This window comes from Streptomyces puniciscabiei (assembly GCF_006715785.1).
Taxonomy (GTDB): domain Bacteria; phylum Actinomycetota; class Actinomycetes; order Streptomycetales; family Streptomycetaceae; genus Streptomyces; species Streptomyces puniciscabiei.
In genome coordinates this window covers 2,917,389-2,933,416 of the sequence record NZ_VFNX01000001.1, presented here as the reverse complement: position 1 = coordinate 2,933,416, position 16,028 = coordinate 2,917,389, and the positions used below count along the sequence as shown (strand labels likewise).

17 protein-coding genes, 1 tRNA gene and 1 pseudogene are annotated in these 16,028 nt (G+C 69.5%); 6 read left to right on the top strand and 13 right to left on the bottom strand.

Translation table 11 applies throughout. The features are described 5' to 3' along the window. Positions 1-23: 23 nt before the first annotated feature. From FB563_RS13385 to FB563_RS13350, 8 genes are all read right to left on the bottom strand, one after another. Complete coding sequence (locus FB563_RS13385; protein WP_055705147.1) at positions 24-311, bottom strand: SCO5918 family protein; 288 nt, start codon at positions 309-311, stop codon at positions 24-26. 76 nt (positions 312-387) lie between these two features. After that, positions 388-795 carry a CBS domain-containing protein gene (locus FB563_RS13380; protein ID WP_079048646.1) on the bottom strand — a complete coding sequence of 136 codons (408 nt, stop codon included), beginning with the start codon at positions 793-795 and terminating at the stop codon, positions 388-390. 79 nt (positions 796-874) lie between these two features. Beyond that, entirely contained in the window at positions 875-2,389 is a 1,515-nt protein-coding gene (locus FB563_RS13375) for a DEAD/DEAH box helicase (RefSeq protein ID WP_055705146.1), read from the bottom strand. 244 nt (positions 2,390-2,633) lie between these two features. Further along, entirely contained in the window at positions 2,634-2,840 is a 207-nt protein-coding gene (locus FB563_RS13370; protein ID WP_020943091.1) for a cold-shock protein, read from the bottom strand. A 230-nt stretch (positions 2,841-3,070) separates the two neighbouring features. Further along, on the bottom strand, positions 3,071-3,409 hold the full coding sequence (locus FB563_RS13365) for a helix-turn-helix domain-containing protein (protein ID WP_055705145.1): 339 nt from the start codon (positions 3,407-3,409) through the stop codon (positions 3,071-3,073). 329 nt (positions 3,410-3,738) lie between these two features. Next, positions 3,739-4,434, bottom strand: coding sequence for a hypothetical protein (locus FB563_RS13360; RefSeq protein ID WP_055705144.1), 696 nt, complete (start codon positions 4,432-4,434; stop codon positions 3,739-3,741). Between the two features lie 133 nt (positions 4,435-4,567). Next, positions 4,568-5,314: a hypothetical protein gene (locus FB563_RS13355; RefSeq protein WP_055705143.1), complete on the bottom strand. Its 747-nt coding sequence runs from the start codon at positions 5,312-5,314 to the stop codon at positions 4,568-4,570. Between the two features lie 62 nt (positions 5,315-5,376). Next, positions 5,377-5,892: an RNA polymerase sigma factor gene (locus FB563_RS13350; RefSeq protein ID WP_234357646.1), complete on the bottom strand. Its 516-nt coding sequence runs from the start codon at positions 5,890-5,892 to the stop codon at positions 5,377-5,379. Between the two features lie 3 nt (positions 5,893-5,895). Between FB563_RS13350 and FB563_RS13345 the strand changes: the two genes are divergently transcribed. Next, the gene (locus FB563_RS13345) at positions 5,896-6,939 is read left to right on the top strand and encodes a serine/threonine-protein kinase (RefSeq protein WP_199832758.1); all 1,044 of its coding nucleotides are present in this window, start codon (positions 5,896-5,898) and stop codon (positions 6,937-6,939) included. Positions 6,940-7,034: 95 nt separating this feature from the next. On the opposite strand, the gene FB563_RS13340 is transcribed toward FB563_RS13345, so the two are convergent. Continuing rightward, a tRNA-Gly gene (locus FB563_RS13340) sits at positions 7,035-7,108 on the bottom strand. A gap of 279 nt (positions 7,109-7,387) precedes the next feature. Here FB563_RS13340 and FB563_RS42905 point away from each other — a divergent pair. The 3 genes from FB563_RS42905 (at position 7,388) to FB563_RS13330 (ending at position 8,754) form a co-directional block, all read left to right on the top strand. Continuing rightward, complete coding sequence (locus FB563_RS42905) at positions 7,388-7,546, top strand: hypothetical protein (protein ID WP_167528485.1); 159 nt, start codon at positions 7,388-7,390, stop codon at positions 7,544-7,546. Between the two features lie 112 nt (positions 7,547-7,658). Continuing rightward, on the top strand, positions 7,659-8,234 hold the full coding sequence (gene dcd, locus FB563_RS13335) for a dCTP deaminase (protein WP_055705140.1): 576 nt from the start codon (positions 7,659-7,661) through the stop codon (positions 8,232-8,234). Positions 8,235-8,247: 13 nt separating this feature from the next. Continuing rightward, positions 8,248-8,754, top strand: coding sequence for a phosphoribosyltransferase (locus FB563_RS13330; protein WP_055705139.1), 507 nt, complete (start codon positions 8,248-8,250; stop codon positions 8,752-8,754). An 80-nt stretch (positions 8,755-8,834) separates the two neighbouring features. On the opposite strand, the gene FB563_RS13325 is transcribed toward FB563_RS13330, so the two are convergent. Further along, positions 8,835-9,905 carry a Yip1 family protein gene (locus tag FB563_RS13325; RefSeq protein ID WP_199832757.1) on the bottom strand — a complete coding sequence of 357 codons (1,071 nt, stop codon included), beginning with the start codon at positions 9,903-9,905 and terminating at the stop codon, positions 8,835-8,837. Positions 9,906-10,021: 116 nt separating this feature from the next. Here FB563_RS13325 and FB563_RS13320 point away from each other — a divergent pair, with 116 nt between their 5' ends. Further along, positions 10,022-10,348 (top strand): antibiotic biosynthesis monooxygenase family protein, encoded by a 327-nt coding sequence (locus FB563_RS13320; RefSeq protein WP_055705137.1) that lies wholly within the window; start codon positions 10,022-10,024, stop codon positions 10,346-10,348. A gap of 68 nt (positions 10,349-10,416) precedes the next feature. Here the strand turns inward: FB563_RS13320 and FB563_RS13315 are convergent. The 3 genes and pseudogenes from FB563_RS13315 to FB563_RS13305 all read right to left on the bottom strand — a co-directional run. Beyond that, positions 10,417-11,482 (bottom strand): annotated as a pseudogene (locus tag FB563_RS13315) (glycoside hydrolase family 27 protein); the annotation flags it as partial. Between the two features lie 362 nt (positions 11,483-11,844). Then, positions 11,845-12,264: a hypothetical protein gene (locus FB563_RS13310; RefSeq protein ID WP_142218674.1), complete on the bottom strand. Its 420-nt coding sequence runs from the start codon at positions 12,262-12,264 to the stop codon at positions 11,845-11,847. Between the two features lie 229 nt (positions 12,265-12,493). Beyond that, entirely contained in the window at positions 12,494-14,776 is a 2,283-nt protein-coding gene (locus tag FB563_RS13305; RefSeq protein ID WP_055705135.1) for a (Fe-S)-binding protein, read from the bottom strand. A gap of 173 nt (positions 14,777-14,949) precedes the next feature. Between FB563_RS13305 and FB563_RS13300 the strand changes: the two genes are divergently transcribed. Continuing rightward, complete coding sequence (locus tag FB563_RS13300) at positions 14,950-15,993, top strand: MraY family glycosyltransferase (RefSeq protein WP_055705134.1); 1,044 nt, start codon at positions 14,950-14,952, stop codon at positions 15,991-15,993. The last annotated feature ends 35 nt before the right edge of the window (positions 15,994-16,028 follow it).

The following is a 16,028-nucleotide window of genomic DNA, read 5'->3' as shown; positions in this document are numbered from 1 at the left end:
GGCGGCGATCGGCCGGGAAGTGTTCACCAGCCGAGCGCGTCGTCGTCCGCCCGCGCATCCCGGCTTGGCGCGACCGGGCGCGCGTCGTGGCAGGCGAAGCCGAGCCGGGTCAGCGCCCGGCGCATCTCGGCCACCGTGAAGTCACGGCGGTTCTGCCTGGTGATCACTTCCCCGACCTGCATCACGGGGTAGACGCGGCGGTCGATGGTGACGGACACGCCGGTGAGGGGTTCGGGCGGTACGCCGGTCATGGACTGTTCGACCTCGATCTTGGTCAGGTCGAAGGGGTACCGGGCGATGACACAGCGCATGGCTGCCTCCACGAGATGGGGAATGACGCCGGAGACGGTGACCGGGTGACGGCGGTCGGGCGGGGGCGGACGAGGGTCAGGGCGTGAGAGCGAGCACGCCCAGGGCGTAGCCGTGTTCGTCGATCACGGGGGACGTGTCCAGCGCCCGGACCCGCATGGCGGCCTCCGCCTCGCCGAGTATGGCCGTGGACGAGGTGAACGGTCCGCGGTCGAGCGGGATGTCCCGCAGCCGCGTCCGGTCGATGTACCAGGAGCCGCCGCGGTGCGCGGCGAGCTGGGCCCGGGTGACCAGACCCGTGCACCGGCCGTCCTCGTCCCTGAGGAGCAGATGCGGGACGCGCGCACCGATGAGCACGGACAGGGCCACGTCGACCGCCATGTGGTCGTCGACCTGCGGCCCGGGAGCGTGCATGGCGTCGCGGGCCGTCAGACCGGTGCCGGCGGCGCTGTCGGGCTGCTGTGTTCGGGGCGGAATCGGCGTCAAGGGCTTCTCCTCTTCGTCGGGGCGGGCAGGGCGGGCGACGGCTCGTCCTGCCCGCAGGGAGCGTTTCCCCGTGCTCGGGCTATGGCGTGTTCCTCGGCGCACTGCGACGGTCCCGGGCGGCGGCCCGGCCGCTTCCGCCACGGCCGGCTCCCTGGCCGCTCCTTTCACGGCCGGCGGCCCGGCTCCTGCGATGCCGGCCGACCGATCCCTTGCCCTCGGGTCGTCCTTCGACCGGTGCGGCGAGGACGACGGGTACGCCGGAGGGGGTCCGGGCGCCGGTGATGCGCTGCAGCTCGGCCTCACCTGGGCGGATCCGCACGGTGCGCGGAGCGATTCCGGCATCGCCCATCAGACGGTCCACCGCTCGCCGCTGGTGCGGCAGCACGAGGGTCACGACGGTGCCGGACTCGCCGGCGCGTGCGGTACGGCCGCCGCGGTGGAGGTAGTCCTTGTGGTCGCCGGGAGGGTCTACGTTCACGACGAGGTCGAGGCCCGTGACGTGGATTCCGCGGGCGGCGACGTTGGTGGCCACCAGCACCGTGATGTGGCCGTCCTTGAACTGAGCGAGCGTCCGGTTGCGCTGCGACTGGGACTTGCCGCCGTGCAGGGCCGAGGCACGCACCCCGACGGACAACAGGTGCCTGGCGAGCCGGTCCGCCGCGTGCTTGGTGTCCAGGAACATGAGCACGCGTCCCTCGCGTGCGGCGATCTCGGTCGCGGCGGTGTCCTTGTCGGCGTCGCGCACGTGCAGCAGATGGTGCTCCATGGTGGTGACGGCTCCCGCGGACGGGTCGACCGAGTGCACCACGGGGTCGTGGAGGTAGCGGCGTACCAGCAGGTCGATGTTGCGGTCCAGCGTGGCCGAGAACAGCAAGCGCTGGCCGCTCGCGGGAACTTGGTCGAGCAGCGCGGTCACCTGCGGCATGAAACCCATGTCGGCCATCTGGTCGGCTTCGTCCAGCACGGTGACGGCGACCCGGTCCAGCCGGCAGGCCCGCCGCTCGATGAGGTCCTTGAGCCGGCCGGGCGTCGCCACGACGACCTCGGCGCCGTCGCGCAGCGCACTCGTCTGGCGGCCTGTTGACATGCCGCCCACCACGGTGGCGAGCCGCAGCCGCAGGGCGCGGGCGTAGGGGGTGAGCGCGTCGGTGACCTGCTGGGCCAGTTCCCGGGTGGGGACCAGGACGAGGGCGAGCGGCTGCCGGGGCTGGGCCCGCTGTCCGTCCAGCCGGGCCAGTACCGGCAGGCCGAAGGCGAGCGTCTTGCCCGAGCCCGTCCGGCCTCGGCCCAGGACGTGCCGGCCGGCCAGCGCGTTCGGCAGTGTGGCCGCCTGGATCGGGAAGGGCACGGTCACGCCCTCGGCGCCGAGCGCGGCCAACAGCCTTGCGGGCAAGTCCAGTTCAGAGAACGTCTCGACCGCCGGCAGCGGCTCGGTGAGGGTGACCGGCAGGGCGAACTCCTGTCGGCGCGGGCCGGAGCCTGCGCCCTGGCCGGTCTTTCGTCCGGTACCCGGACGGGGGCCCTGACGGCCCGTCCCCTGCGTACGGAAGCGGCTGCCGGAAGCGGTGCCGGTGTGACGGGGGGTGCGGTTCATGGAAGAACCTTCCTCGATGCGGCGTATCGAGGAATTCCGTCCGGCGGCGATGGCCGCACGAGGATTCGCAAGAATGAGCCGAAGAAAAAAGAGCCGGGCCTCGTGGCCGCTGGGGGCGGGGACGGCCGGCGGTCCGGGAAATCCGGAAGACGGGAAAATCAATGAGCTGGGGCCCGCGCCCCAAGAGCGCGGGCCCCAGCCACGTGATGCGCGAGCCACCGGCTCACGAGGATTCGCGTCAGAGTCAGGCGGGAACGATGTTCTCGGCCTGCGGGCCCTTCTGGCCCTGCGTGACGTCGAAGCTAACCTTCTGGCCTTCCTGAAGCTCGCGGAAGCCACCGTTGCTGATGATGTTCGAGTAGTGGGCGAAGACGTCAGCGCCGCCGCCCTCCTGCTCGATGAAGCCGAAGCCCTTTTCCGCGTTGAACCACTTCACGGTGCCAGATGCCATATTGAATCTCCCTTGGGGGGCAGTGCCGGACTCCGCACTTTGCGGAGCCGAGTCGCCGCGATGATCACCCCTCCGGAAAGATCCGGAAAGCTCTGCAAAGAAAAAATCTCTGGCAACCAAAACTGCAACTGCTCTCACGTTAACACAGGCCGGATGGAGACGGTCATACGTTTTCGGGAGCGTCCGGTAATTGTCCTCCTGTGTCGACGTGTATTTCTGTAGTGGCGGCACTAGGTATCTGCGACGTGCTCGGCCAGCTTCCGGCGTATTTCCCGGTTCAGACGCAGGGCGTCGTCGAGCTGGTCCTCAAGGGAGACGATGCGGCACGCGGCCTCGATGGGGGTGCCCTGGTCGACGAGCTCACGGGCGCGGGCGGCGATGCGCAACTGGCGGCGGGAATAACGGCGGTGGCCGCCTTCCGAACGCAGCGGAACGATCAGTCCGACTTCACCGACGGCCCGGAGGAAGGCGGGGGTGGTGCCGAGAACGTCCGCCGCCCGCCCCATGGTGTAGGCGGGGTAGTCGTCATCGTCGAGGTTGCCTGCGACGGAGGCGTTCTCAGCGGGCATGGCACCTTCGTTCCGGGGACGCGGCGAGGGATTCGGTCGTGCCGGGCACTGGTGTCCGAAGGATCCGGCACCATCCGCGTCGTGCGACAACCCTAACTCCGGCAGGCACGCAGATGTGGGCTCGCCATGACAGATTTCCCCCGCTGCCCACGCGCTGAACGCGTCGGCCCGGCTCGCCGGCGCGGTCCACCGGGCCTCCCGCTCTCCACCGGGCCTCACGCCCTGCACGTCACTGCTGAACCCCGACCGGACGTTCATCAGCCGGCCCGGACGGTCCCAGGACGGGGGCAGCACCCACGCGAACAGCTCCCGGAACCGCCCGGATCGGATCAGCCGGCCAGCCGGTTGACGGCACCGGCGGTGATGCCCTCCATGTAGCCGGGGTCGTCGCTGGGCTGACCGGTGAGCTCGACGATGCCGAACCTGTGGCCGCTGCGGATCACCGCGACGCCGCCGGCAACCTTGCCGTCGCCGCTGAAGGCCGGGTACCAACTTCCCTCGCCGGCCTTGACGGTGATCGTGTGCCCCTTGCCGTAGTACCAGTGGCCACGCGGCTCGTCCTGGCAGCCGCGCACCAGCTTGTCGAGCTGCTTCGCGTACGAGGCCGCCGATGCGCCGGTGGTACCGTCCGCGACGGATTCGGTCAGCGAGGTGCCTTTGGTGTCGAAGGTCCAGGTCACGTCGGCATAGGCGGCGGCCTTCCCCTTGGTCAGCTCTCGCATCGTCTCCTCGCCGGAGCATGCCGAGAGAGCTTGCTTCCCGGTCAGGTCCACCGTCGCGCGGACCGGGGCCAGGCCCTGCTGGAAGAAGTCGTCACTCTGCATCAGGGCGGCGGAGCCGAGACCGGGTTCGGCAGCAGCGGCGGCAAAGGCGGTCGCCGACCGGCTCGCAGAACTCGTCTCCGCGCCGGCGGCGGGAAGCGCGCCGATGCCGACCGCTATCAGGGCGGCACCGACGCAGGCGACTGTTCCTGCGGTACGGCCGCGACGCGCGGACTTCCTGCGGGCTGCCTGGTTGTCGAACATCTCATCTCCTGTCTGGTCGCGACGCGGTTGGCGTCGTCGTACATCTGGGAGATGCCGGAGGTACGGGAGATGTTGGATGGCGATCTCCGCGATCGATGTGACCCGTGTCACGCCCACGGGGGGCGGGGTGGTCTCAGAGCCGTGTCACGGCCGCACGGACGATCCGCGTCATCGCAGCCGTGTCCAGGCAGGCATCGATCTCCAGGACCCCGTAGTGCGAGCCGTTGCGGAGTACGGCGACGCCTCCGCACGGCTCCTTGCCTCGGGGCGCGGTCCCTGTGGTGTTCAGGTCGCCGCCGTACACACCCATCCAGCTCGCGGTGATGTCCGCAGCGACGTCGATCGTGCGCGTCGGCCCGTAGACCCAGTGGGTGGCGGGCTCGCTCTGGCACGGCACTTCCTCCAGCAGCAGGCGTTCCGCGTAGTTCTGAGCCAGTGCGCGGCTGCCGGCGTCGTCGGCGACCTCGCGTGCGACCTGGTCGTCGATGTTCGCCGCCTCGGTGGGGTCGTCGGGGCCGGTGTCCTTGCTCGTCACCAGGCCGCGGAAGTGCGCGTCGTACGCTCCCAGCGTCTCACCGAGGGTCTTCTCGCCGGTGCAGGTCGCGTTGGCGTAGTTGCCGTCTCCGACGCGATCCCGCACGTAGATGCGCTTGGAGACACCCACCTTCCGGAACTCGGCCGCTGTCAGCAAGTGCCGGTTCGTCATGGGCCCGCTCGCGGGCCTCGGCACCGGAGAGCCGTGGCCCGGCGAGGACGCCGCAGCGCCCGGCGTCATCGTCGGGGTGGCCGGAGCAGAGGGCGCGGGCAGGACGAACCGGCCGGTCAGCAGGCCGAGTACGGCGGCTACCGCCAGGATGACCACGATCGTCCGGGGACGCACGGCAGCACCTCCCCGGCCCGCGGTCGGGCTGATGCCGGGTGGGAGCGGGAGGCCGGGGCGTCTCAGAGGCCACCGCCGAGGCGGTCCCGCATGAAGCGACGGGCCTGATGGATGCGGTCCTTGACCGTGCCCAGAGGAGCGCCGGTGATCTCGGCGACCTGAAGATAGGTCAGGTCCCCGAGATCGCGGAGCACGAAGGACTCCACCAGGGCCGGGTGCCGTTCCTCCAGTGCGGCCAGCGACTCCATCAGGTCCAGGCGGGTCCCCGCGATGACGCTCGTCGTCCGTGGGTCGACACCGCCGGGAACGACGGCATGGCTGTCCTCCGCGCGTCGGCGCATCGAGCGGTACGTGGACCTGGCGGCGTTCGAGGCGATCACTGTCACCCAGCCGAGGAACGAGCCTCGCCCGGTGTACTCGTGCAGATGGGTGCTGATGGACAACAGGGCGTCCTGCGCGGCCTCTTCGGCGTCGGCGTGGTGCGGAAGAAACCGGGAGCAGCGGCGCATCACGGTGGGCCGAAGCCTGACGAGGAGGCGGTCCAGGGACGCCCGGTCTCCTGCCTGGGCAGACGCCACGAGGTGCGTCAGCTCATCCTCCTCGAGCACCCTGCCGTCCCCCCGCTATCGTCCGACCTGGACCCCACTGGGCCGCACGGAAGTTCCCCACCACAGCCGGCCACATCCGCCGCATCGCCCCCGGAAAAATGTTGCCACATGCAGAAGCTAGGTCGTTATCTCCTCGAGGACAGGCTGGGAGCCGGCTCGTTCGCCACCGTCTGGAAGGCATACGACCCCGAGCTCGACACCGATGTCGCGGTCAAGGTGCTGGCCGACAACTGGGCGTCGAACGCCGATGTACGGCAGCGCTTCCTGGCGGAGGCGAGGCTGCTCCGCAGGATCTCCAGCCCGCGTGTCGTGCGCGTTCACGACGTCGGCGTCCAGGACGACCGGCCGTACTTCGTCATGGACTACGTCCGGGGCGGCACGCTGGCCGAGAAGGCAGGGCACTGCCGGCCCGAGGAAGCGCTCCGGCTCGCGGCCGAGGCCGGGTACGCGGTTCAGGTGCTCCATGACGCGGGCGTCGTCCACCGCGACATCAAACCGTCGAACCTCCTGCTCGACACCGATCGCACGCCCGCCGCCGTACTTGTCGCGGACCTCGGCAGCGCGAAGCGACTGGCCGACGCGTCGGGGCTGACGGTCACCACCGGCACTCCCGCGTACATGGCGCCCGAACAGGCCTTCCAGACGGGCGGGTTCGACGGTCGAGCCGATGTGTACGCCCTCGGTGTCGTCGCGTTCGAGTTGTTGACCGGACGCAAGCCGTTCGGGTCGGGCGGTCGCACCGTCCTTGTGACGCAGCAGGCGTCGACGACGCCGTTGCCGTCCCTTCCCAGGGAGCTGGGGGTTCCGGACGGCATCGAAACACTGCTGCGCGCTGCGCTGTCCGTGGAACCTGACGACCGACCGCAGACCGCGCAGGCGTTCGCGGACGCGCTGCTGTCACGGGAGGGAGAGGAGTGGGCGCCGGTCAGGCCTTCGGGGCCGACGCGCCTGACGGTCTGGCTTGCGGCGGTGGTCGTGTTCCTGATGACAGCGGTGCTGACCTGGTTGTTCCGCTGAGCTCGCGGGTACCGCGTCCCGCATCGGGCCTTCGGCCTGCCCTCGAATTGGTCTGGACAACAACAAACCCCAGGCCGCTGACCTGGGGTTTCGCATGGAGCGGGTGACGAGAATCGAACTCGCGCTCTCAGCTTGGGAAGCTGATGTTCTACCATTAAACTACACCCGCGTAAGTACGGACATGATCCTCGCGGAACCGTTGTCCGGACCTTGCTCACTGTACATCATCGCAGACCCCTGGTGCCTGGACCCGGGGTCTCAGTCCGTTTCCGGGGTGGGATCGGGCTGCGGGCGGGGCGAGTTGGGGCGTACCGTGGAGGCCTCGCGGAGGGGCCGGAAGAGGTCGGAGTGCCGCCTGGAGAGTCGCGTCTTTGATCCCGTAATGTGGCTTTTGTCGTCGGGGTGGGAAGCCCGACGAGGCTCTTGGGGAAGGGACTTGAGGGACTTGATGGAACGCACCGTCGTCCGCTGCGCGGACGGGCACGTCTTCAGCACCGCTTCGTTCCCGATGCAGCAGGCCGAGCGGCTCGGCCCCGGCCGGCTCATGAGGTGTCCCCGGTGTGCCCGGCTCCGCAGTGTGGTGCCGGTCGCCCTGGAGAGGCGCTGACACAGGCAGCGGTGATCACGCCGGCACAGGCAGCAGTGATCACAGCGGTAACACAGGCGCGCGGAGTCGTCACGATTGTCACGGCTCCGCGCGCCTTGCGTATCCTCGCTACGTGCTTCTCTCAGACAAGGACATCCGGGCCGAGATCGACGCCGGGCGGGTACGGATCGATCCCTACGACGAATCCATGGTGCAGCCGTCGAGCGTCGATGTTCGGCTGGACCGCTACTTCCGGGTGTTCGAGAACCACCGGTACCCGCACATCGACCCCTCGGTCGAGCAGCCCGACCTGACCAGGCTGGTCGAGCCGGAGGGCGATGAGCCGTTCATCCTGCACCCCGGGGAGTTCGTGCTGGCCTCCACGTACGAGGTCATCAGCCTGCCCGATGATCTTGCCTCGCGGCTCGAGGGGAAGAGCTCGCTCGGGCGGCTCGGGCTCGTCACGCACTCCACCGCCGGGTTCATCGACCCCGGCTTCAGCGGGCACGTCACCCTTGAGCTGTCCAATCTCGCCACCCTGCCGATCAAGCTCTGGCCGGGGATGAAGATCGGGCAGCTGTGCATGTTCCGGCTCAGCTCGCCCGCCGAGTTCCCGTACGGCAGCGAGCGCTACGGCTCCCGGTACCAGGGGCAGCGCGGGCCGACCGCCTCGCGGTCCTACGTCAATTTCCATCGGACCCAGGTGTGAGGGCCACAGCAGCATGAGTGACACGCAGGGCGTGCGGGAGAACCTGACCTACGAGGCGTTCGGCGGCGCCATTCGCGAGCTCGCGCAGACCATCGCCGACGACGGCTACGAGCCCGACATCGTGCTCAGCATCGCCCGGGGCGGGGTCTTCGTCGCCGGTGGGCTCGCCTACGCCCTCGACTGCAAGAACATCCACCTCGTGAACGTCGAGTTCTACACCGGGGTCGGGACCACCCTCGAGATGCCGGTCATGCTGGCGCCCGTCCCCAATGTGATCGACTTCTCCGACAAGAAGGTGCTGATCACCGACGACGTCGCCGACACCGGCAAGACGCTGAAGCTCGTACGCGACTTCTGCCTCGACACCGTCGCCGAGGTGCGCTCCGCGGTGATCTATGAGAAGTCCCACTCCCTCGTGAAGTGCGAGTACGTCTGGAAGCGGACCGACGACTGGATCAACTTCCCGTGGAGCGTCGAGCCCCCCGTGGTGAAGCGGGCCGGGCAGGTTCTCGACGCCTGAGGTCGGGCGCCCGAGGGCAGCGGATGTGCAAAAGGGCCCCGGCGGCAGTCGCCGGGGCCCTTTCGCGGTGTCGTCACGGACTAGAACGTGCCCAGCTTCACTATCGACAGCAGCGCGACCAGCTGGATCGCCGACGCGCCCAGCGCCTTCGGCCAGGGCAGGTCGTGGGAGCGGGAGACCATCAGGGTCAGCAGGGCGCCCGCGCCGATCCAGGTGGCCCAGCCGAGCAGCTGCACGAAGGTCGCGTCGCCGCCGGCGAACATGGCGACCAGCAGCCGCGGCGCGTCCGTGAGGGCCGTGATCAGCATGGACAGGGCGACCGTCGGCTGCCAGGCGCCGTCGCCGCCGAGCTGACGGGCCAGGGTGTGGGTGACCACGCCCAGGACGAACAGGCCGAGCACCATCACGACCGCCGTGATCAGCACGATCGGCACCGCGTTGGAGAGCGTGGCGCCGATCGCGTCCTTGCGGGCGCCGTCGAAGCCGAAGACGGCCAGCAGGCCGTAGAGGAAGGTGGTGATGAGCGCCGGGGCCCACATCGTGTAGTCCCGCATGCGCAGGAACGTCTGGTCGGGGGAGAGGACGATCCCCTTCAGCAGTTCCTTCCAGTGCAGCGGCGGGCCGGGCGGGGCCGCGGGCGCCGCGGTGGAGCCGGCCTGGTAGGTGGCGCCCTGCGTGTAACCGGCGGCCTCGTCGACCGAGAATGCCTGGGTGTGGCCCGGGTTGTTGGCCGCGTACGGGTCCTGGCCGGGAGCGCCGCCGCCCGGGTGGCCGCCGTCGTCCCCGAAGTACTCCGGTCCGTCGTCGGCCGGGCCCGGATAGCCGTACGACTGGCCCGGCCGGCCGTACGGCTGCTGCCCCGGCTGCGGGTACGACCGCTGTCCCGGCTGCGGGTACGACTGCTGCGGCGCCTGCGGGTAGCCGTACGCGGGCCCCGCCGGCTGACCGTACGACGGCCCGGGCCGGCCCTGCTGCGGTCCGGGCCGGCCGTACGACGGTCCCTGCGGTGCCTGCTGTCCTTGGGGGGTGCGGTTGTCCCGGCCCCCGCGTCCGATCCTGAATCCAGCCACGTCATCGAACGTACCTGGTCCAGGAGAGTGACGTGCCGGGCCCGGGCGTCGGGGCCCGGCTTTGCGGCCGACCTGTGACATCCCCTAAGGGACCGTCAGGGGACGGTCCGGGGGTTTTCCAGGGTTTGCCGAGCAGGCCGCGCCGCGACACCCCGGGGCGGTGCGGGAGTGCGGGGGTGGTGGGTCAGGATGGTGCCATGAGCGTAGTCAAGATCAATGTGCTGACCGTGCCCGCCGAGCAGCGGGAGGTGCTGGAGAAGCGGTTCGCCTCCCGCGCCCACGCGGTGGAGAGCTCCGACGGCTTCGAGTGGTTCGAGCTGCTGCGCCCCGTCGAGGGCACCGACACCTACCTCGTCTACACGCGCTGGCGTGACGAGGAGTCCTTCCAGGCGTGGATGGAGGGGCCGATGAAGGCCGCGCACCAGGGCGGCGGAGAGGGCGCGGAGCGCCCGAAGCCGGCCGCCTCGGGCTCCACCCTGTGGTCCTTCGAGGTGGTGCAGCAGGCGGGGCCGAAGGGCGCGTAGGGGTCCGCGGCGCGGCCAGGCGTCCGCCCGTTCCGCCGTCACGCTCTGACCCTCCCAAGGACGTGTGTGACGGCGGACGGGAGAGCGCTCCAGCCGGCGTCGGCCGACACGCGCAGCAGGACGGTGCCGTGCGCGGGGACGGTGGCCTCAAGCGTGCCGGTGGTGTGGTAGCTCCGGTGCTGCCACAGGTCACGCACGGCGTACCCGTAGGCGCGAGGCAACCCGACGGCCGATGCTGTTGTGCTGATCCATTGGTCGCCGTCCGACTCGTTGAAGAGCGCAATGACACGGCTCCCGTCGTGCATCTGCTTGGCGACGACCCAGCGTCCGCCCTCGGAGGAGACGACCTCGCCCTGCTTGCCCAGTGGGTCCTGGTCGACGGCGATCACCTCCCTGTTGCCGAGGATCGCCAGCGTTGCGTCCGACGCCTTGCGCAGATCGGTACCGATGAGCAGTGGCGCGGCCATGACGGACCACATCGAGAAGTGCGTGCGGTACTCGGTTTCGGTCATCCCGCCGTTGCCGACCTCGAGCATGTCGGGATCGTTCCGGTGTCCGGGGCCCGCGGACGGGGCGAGCGGCAGGTTCTGCTTCAGGTTCGACAGCATGGACGACCAGCTGTCATGGATGTCGCCGGTCGTACGCCACAGATGGCCGACGTCGGCCGCCCACTCCCAGGGCTTGCTCATAGTCGGCACCCCAGTCGGCGAACTGCTGGGCGTCGCTGTACTCGTGGCCGAGCGCGCCCGGGAAGCCGGCCTCGTTGCAGGTCATCGTGCCGGCGCTGGTGTAGATGCCCAGCTTGAGGCCCTTGGAGTGGACGTAGTCCGCCACTGCTTTGATGCCGTGCGGAAAACGGGCCGGGTCGGGCACGAGCTTGCCGTCCGCGTTCCGCTGGGGCAGCGCCCAGCAGTCGTCGAGATCGACATACCGGTAACCGAGGGCTCTGAGCCCCTTCTCGACGAACAGGTCAGCGATCTCCTTGACCATTTCCTCGTTGAATGTCGCATTGCAGTACGTCGAGTTCCAGTTGTTGAAACCCATCGGCGGGGTGTGGGTGAGGTCGTCGTCGGGGAGTTGCGCGGTTTGCGCGTCGGTCGGCGGGACGCCGGCCTGGGCGGCCGTGGGGGTCATGAGCCCGGCGGTACCCAGCAGCACCACTGTGGGCGCCGTGATTCGATCAGGACGACCGGCCTGCTCTGCCGCTTCTACCAGGACTCCGCCGGCGCCCCCGCGGCGGCGGCAGTGGCGGGACGGGACGTCGCCGCTGTCGCGACCGAGTTCCGCAGTGCGTTCAGGTCGTCCTGGGCGGCGCGCAGTTCGTGGTGGGCGAGCAGACCGGTGACACCGATCCAGGCGACCGCCGCCGCTGGAACAGCGGCGGCGGTCGGCAGCGCGTTCCTGACCCGAGGGCCAGGAACGCGCTGGTGTGCCCTGGGGGCGTCCGACGTGCGACCGGACGCTTCAGGGGCAGGGACACCGTGGTGTGGACAGCGTCATGAGTTGCTGCGACGGCGCGCGACAACCATGGTGCCGGCACCCGCCGCGATCAGAGCGGCGGCCACACCACCCAGGACCATGTCCCGCGTGTGGTCCTCGGCACCGGTGTGTGCGAGCTGCTGCCGCTCCGGGCCGGAGTGTCCGTGCTCGTCGTTGTCGCAGTGCTCGTTCTGGTCGCCGTGCTCGTCGTGGTCGCCGTGCTCGTTCTGGTCGCCGTGCTCGTTCTGGTCGCCGTGCTCGTCTTGGTCACCGTGCTCGTCGTGGTCGCAGTCCTCGTCGTGGCCGTGGTGCGGCGACTTGGACGGGTACGGCGTGTGTGTCGGATGCGGGGGGTAGGGATTGCCGGCGGCCTGCGCGGTCGCCGCGCCTGCCAGCGGTGCGGCAACGAGCGCCGCGACCACTGCGGCTGACGCCACGGCAGATCGCCATCTAGGCGATGTCGTCATGTTTTCCACTCTCCTCGACTTGGGACGCCCGGACTCGATGAGGGCAGCTCCAATACCTGGATAGTGGAATAAATAGGAAATCAGGGGGACAAATAACATGAAGCCGTGCATAAGTCACCGGATGGTGTAGCGCAGACAGCACACCGACGCCCCCCTGCCCGGTGTGGGCAGGGGGGCGTCGTACGGCGTGGAACCGCTGTTACTTGACCGGCTCGGGCTCCGGCTCGCTCTCGGCCTCCGCCTCGCCGGCCGGGTCGACCGGGGTCTTCACCGAGTCGAGGAGCAGCTGAGCGACGTCCACGACCTGGATGGACTCCTTGGCCTTGCCCTCGTTCTTCTTGCCGTTGACCGAGTCGGTGAGCATGACCAGGCAGAACGGGCAGGCGGTGGAGACGATGTCCGGGTTGAGGGAGAGGGCCTCGTCGACGCGCTCGTTGTTGATGCGCTTGCCGATCCGCTCCTCCATCCACATCCGCGCGCCGCCGGCGCCGCAGCAGAAGCCGCGCTCCTTGTGGCGGTGCATCTCCTCGTTGCGCAGGCCCGGGACCTTGCCGATGATCTCGCGCGGGGGCGTGTAGATCTTGTTGTGGCGGCCCAGGTAGCACGGGTCGTGGTAGGTGATGATGCCCTCGACCGGGGTGACCGGGACCAGCTTGCCCTCGTCCACCAGGTGCTGCAGCAGCTGGGTGTGGTGGATGACCTCGTAGTCGCCGCCGAGCTGCGGGTACTCGTTGCCGATGGTGTTGAGGCAGTGCGGGCAGGTGGCGACGATCTTCTTCGCGGACTTCGGCTTCCGGGACTCCGGCGTGACGTTGCCGTCCTCGTCGGTCTCCTCGCCGAACGCCATGTTCAGCGCGGCCACGTTCTCCATGCCGAGCTCCTGGAACAGGGGCTCGTTGCCGAGGCGGCGGGCGGAGTCACCGGTGCACTTCTCGTCGCCGCCCATGATCGCGAACTTGACGCCCGCGATGTGCAGCAGCTCGGCGAAGGCCTTGGTGGTCTTCTTGGCGCGGTCCTCCAGGGCGCCGGCGCAGCCGACCCAGTACAGGTACTCGACCTCGGTGAGGTCCTCGATGTCCTTGCCGACGACCGGGACCTCGAAGTCGACCTCCTTGGTCCACTCCAGGCGCTGCTTCTTGGCCAGGCCCCAGGGGTTGCCCTTCTTCTCCAGGTTCTTGAGCATCGTGCCCGCCTCGGAGGGGAAGGCACTCTCGATCATGACCTGGTAGCGGCGCATGTCGACGATGTGGTCGACGTGCTCGATGTCCACCGGGCACTGCTCGACGCAGGCGCCGCAGGTGGTGCAGGACCACAGCACGTCCGGGTCGATGACGCCGTTCTCCTCGGCGGTGCCGATCAGCGGGCGCTCGGCCTCGGCCAGCGCGGACGCGGGCACGTCCTTCAGCTGCTCCTCGGAGGCCTTCTCCTCGCCCTCCATCGTCTTACCGCCGCCGGCCAGCAGGTACGGCGCCTTGGCGTGCGCATGGTCCCGCAGGGACATGATCAGCAGCTTCGGGGAGAGCGGCTTGCCGGTGTTCCAGGCCGGGCACTGCGACTGGCAGCGGCCGCACTCGGTGCAGGTGGAGAAGTCCAGCAGGCCCTTCCAGGAGAACTGCTCGACCTGGGAGACACCGAAGACGTCGTCCTCGCCGGGGTCGGTGAAGTCGATCGGCTTGCCGCCCGAGGTCATCGGCAGCAGGGCGCCGAGGGAGGTTTCACCGGTGGCGTTGCGCTTGAAGTAGATGTTCGGGAAGGCGAGGAAGCGGTGCCAGGCCACACCCATGTCGGTCTTCAGGGCGACCGTGATCATCCAGATGAAGGAGGTCGCGATCTTCAGGCCGGCGAAGAAGTAGGTGAGGTTCTGGAGCGTGGCGACGCTCATGCCCTTCAGCCACGCCACGACCGGGTACGAGATGAAGAACGAGGCCTCGTAGCCGTCCACGTGGTGCTGGGCGCCCTCCAGGGCGTGCAGCATGAAGATGCAGACGCCGACGATGAGGATGACGGCCTCGACGAAGTACGCCTGGCCGAAGTTGGAGCCCGCGAAGCGGGACTTGCGCCCCGGGGTGCGCGGGTGGCTCAGCTGGCGGATCGCGATCAGTACGAGGATGCCGACGACCGTCATCGTGCCGATGAACTCGACGTAGATGTTGTACGGCGCCCACTCGCCGATGACCGGCAGGATCCAGTCCGCCTTGAACAGCTGTCCGATCGCGTTGACGATCGTCAGCAGCAGGGTGAAGAAGCCCACCGCCACGAACCAGTGCGCCACGCCGACGACGCCCCAGCGGTTCATCCGGGTGTGGCCGAGGAACTCCCTGACCACGGTCATGGTGCGCTGTGCGGGGTCGTTGGTCCGCGTGCCGGCCGGTACCGACTGGCCCAGTCGCATGAAGTTGTAGATCTGGAGGAGGGCGCGGCCGAACAGTGCCACGCCGACCACGATCAGGACCAGCGACACGATGATCGCGGCGAGTTGCATTGGGGCTCCTGAGGCGGCCTCGAACTTACTAAGCGGTAACTTATGCAGTCCGTCTGAGACTACCCCCATCTTCCGTCGGGATGCAGCTGAGCGCGGGGTGATGCGCATCATCCCAGGGTCATCGGATCGTGTTATTCGTACCGAATTGCTACTTTCGCCCCTACCTTAGAGCCGTGCTCTACGGGATCGCCGCCGCCACCGCCTCCCTGCTCCTCGCCGCGCTGCTCGCGGCGCTGCTCAGGGTGCCCGCGCTGCGGGCGGGCATCCTCGACCGGCGCCGGCAGCGGCGGCTGCCGCTGCTCGGCGGGCTCGCGGTGGTGTCCGTCACCTGCCTCGTCGCCTGGGTGGGGCAGCGCACCGGGGTCGCGCCGCTCGGGGAGGGGGTCGTGCAGCTGCTGTACGCCGCCGCCGCGATGGCCGCACTGGGCCTGGTCGCGGACATCTGGCGGCTCCGCCCGCGCGTGCTGTTCGCCGGTACGGCCCTGGCGGCGGCCTGGGTGGTGCCGTACGGCGAGACGGGCGTGCTGGGCGGCCTGCTCGCCCTGGGCTGGATCGTGCTCGCCACCTTCGCCTTCAAGGGGCTCGACCACGCGGACGGGCTGGCGGGCACCGTCGGGGTCTTCACCGCCTTCGGGGCCGGGGCCTGCGCCGCCGCTGAGATCATGGACGGGCTCGCCGTGCTGCTGAGCGTCCTCGCCGCCGCCCTCACCGGCTTCCTGATGCACAACTGGCACCCCGCGCGGATCGGGCTCGGCGCCTGCGGCTCGCTGTTCACCGGCTTCCTGCTGTCGTCGTCCGTGGTCTTCACGCGCGCGGGGTACGGCCTCCGGCCGAGCGCGGCGGTGGTGTTCTGCCTCGCCGCGGTCGCCCTCGCCGACGCCGCCCTGGTGGTCCTCGCCCGGGGGCTGGCCCGGCGTCCGCTGTGGAAGCGCGGCCCCGACCATCTCGCGCACCGGCTGCGCGGGCTCGGGCTCACCCCCGCGGGGACGGTCGTACTGCTCGGCGCGGGCTCCTTCTCCGCGGTGCTCGTCGGGGTGCTCGTGCACACCGGGTGGACGGGGGAGGGAGCCGCGCTGTGGGTGGGCGGAGGGGCGCTGCTCGCCGTTCTCGTACTCCTTCGCATCCGTGTCCGTATCCCCGCCCAGGCGCCCCGGAGAGGGCCGTCGACGCAGGTCAGAGGGCAGGTGACCAGCCAGTTGCGTGTAAGGAACGGATAAGACTTGAGCCCCGTCGACTCAGGTCTGTTGACCCG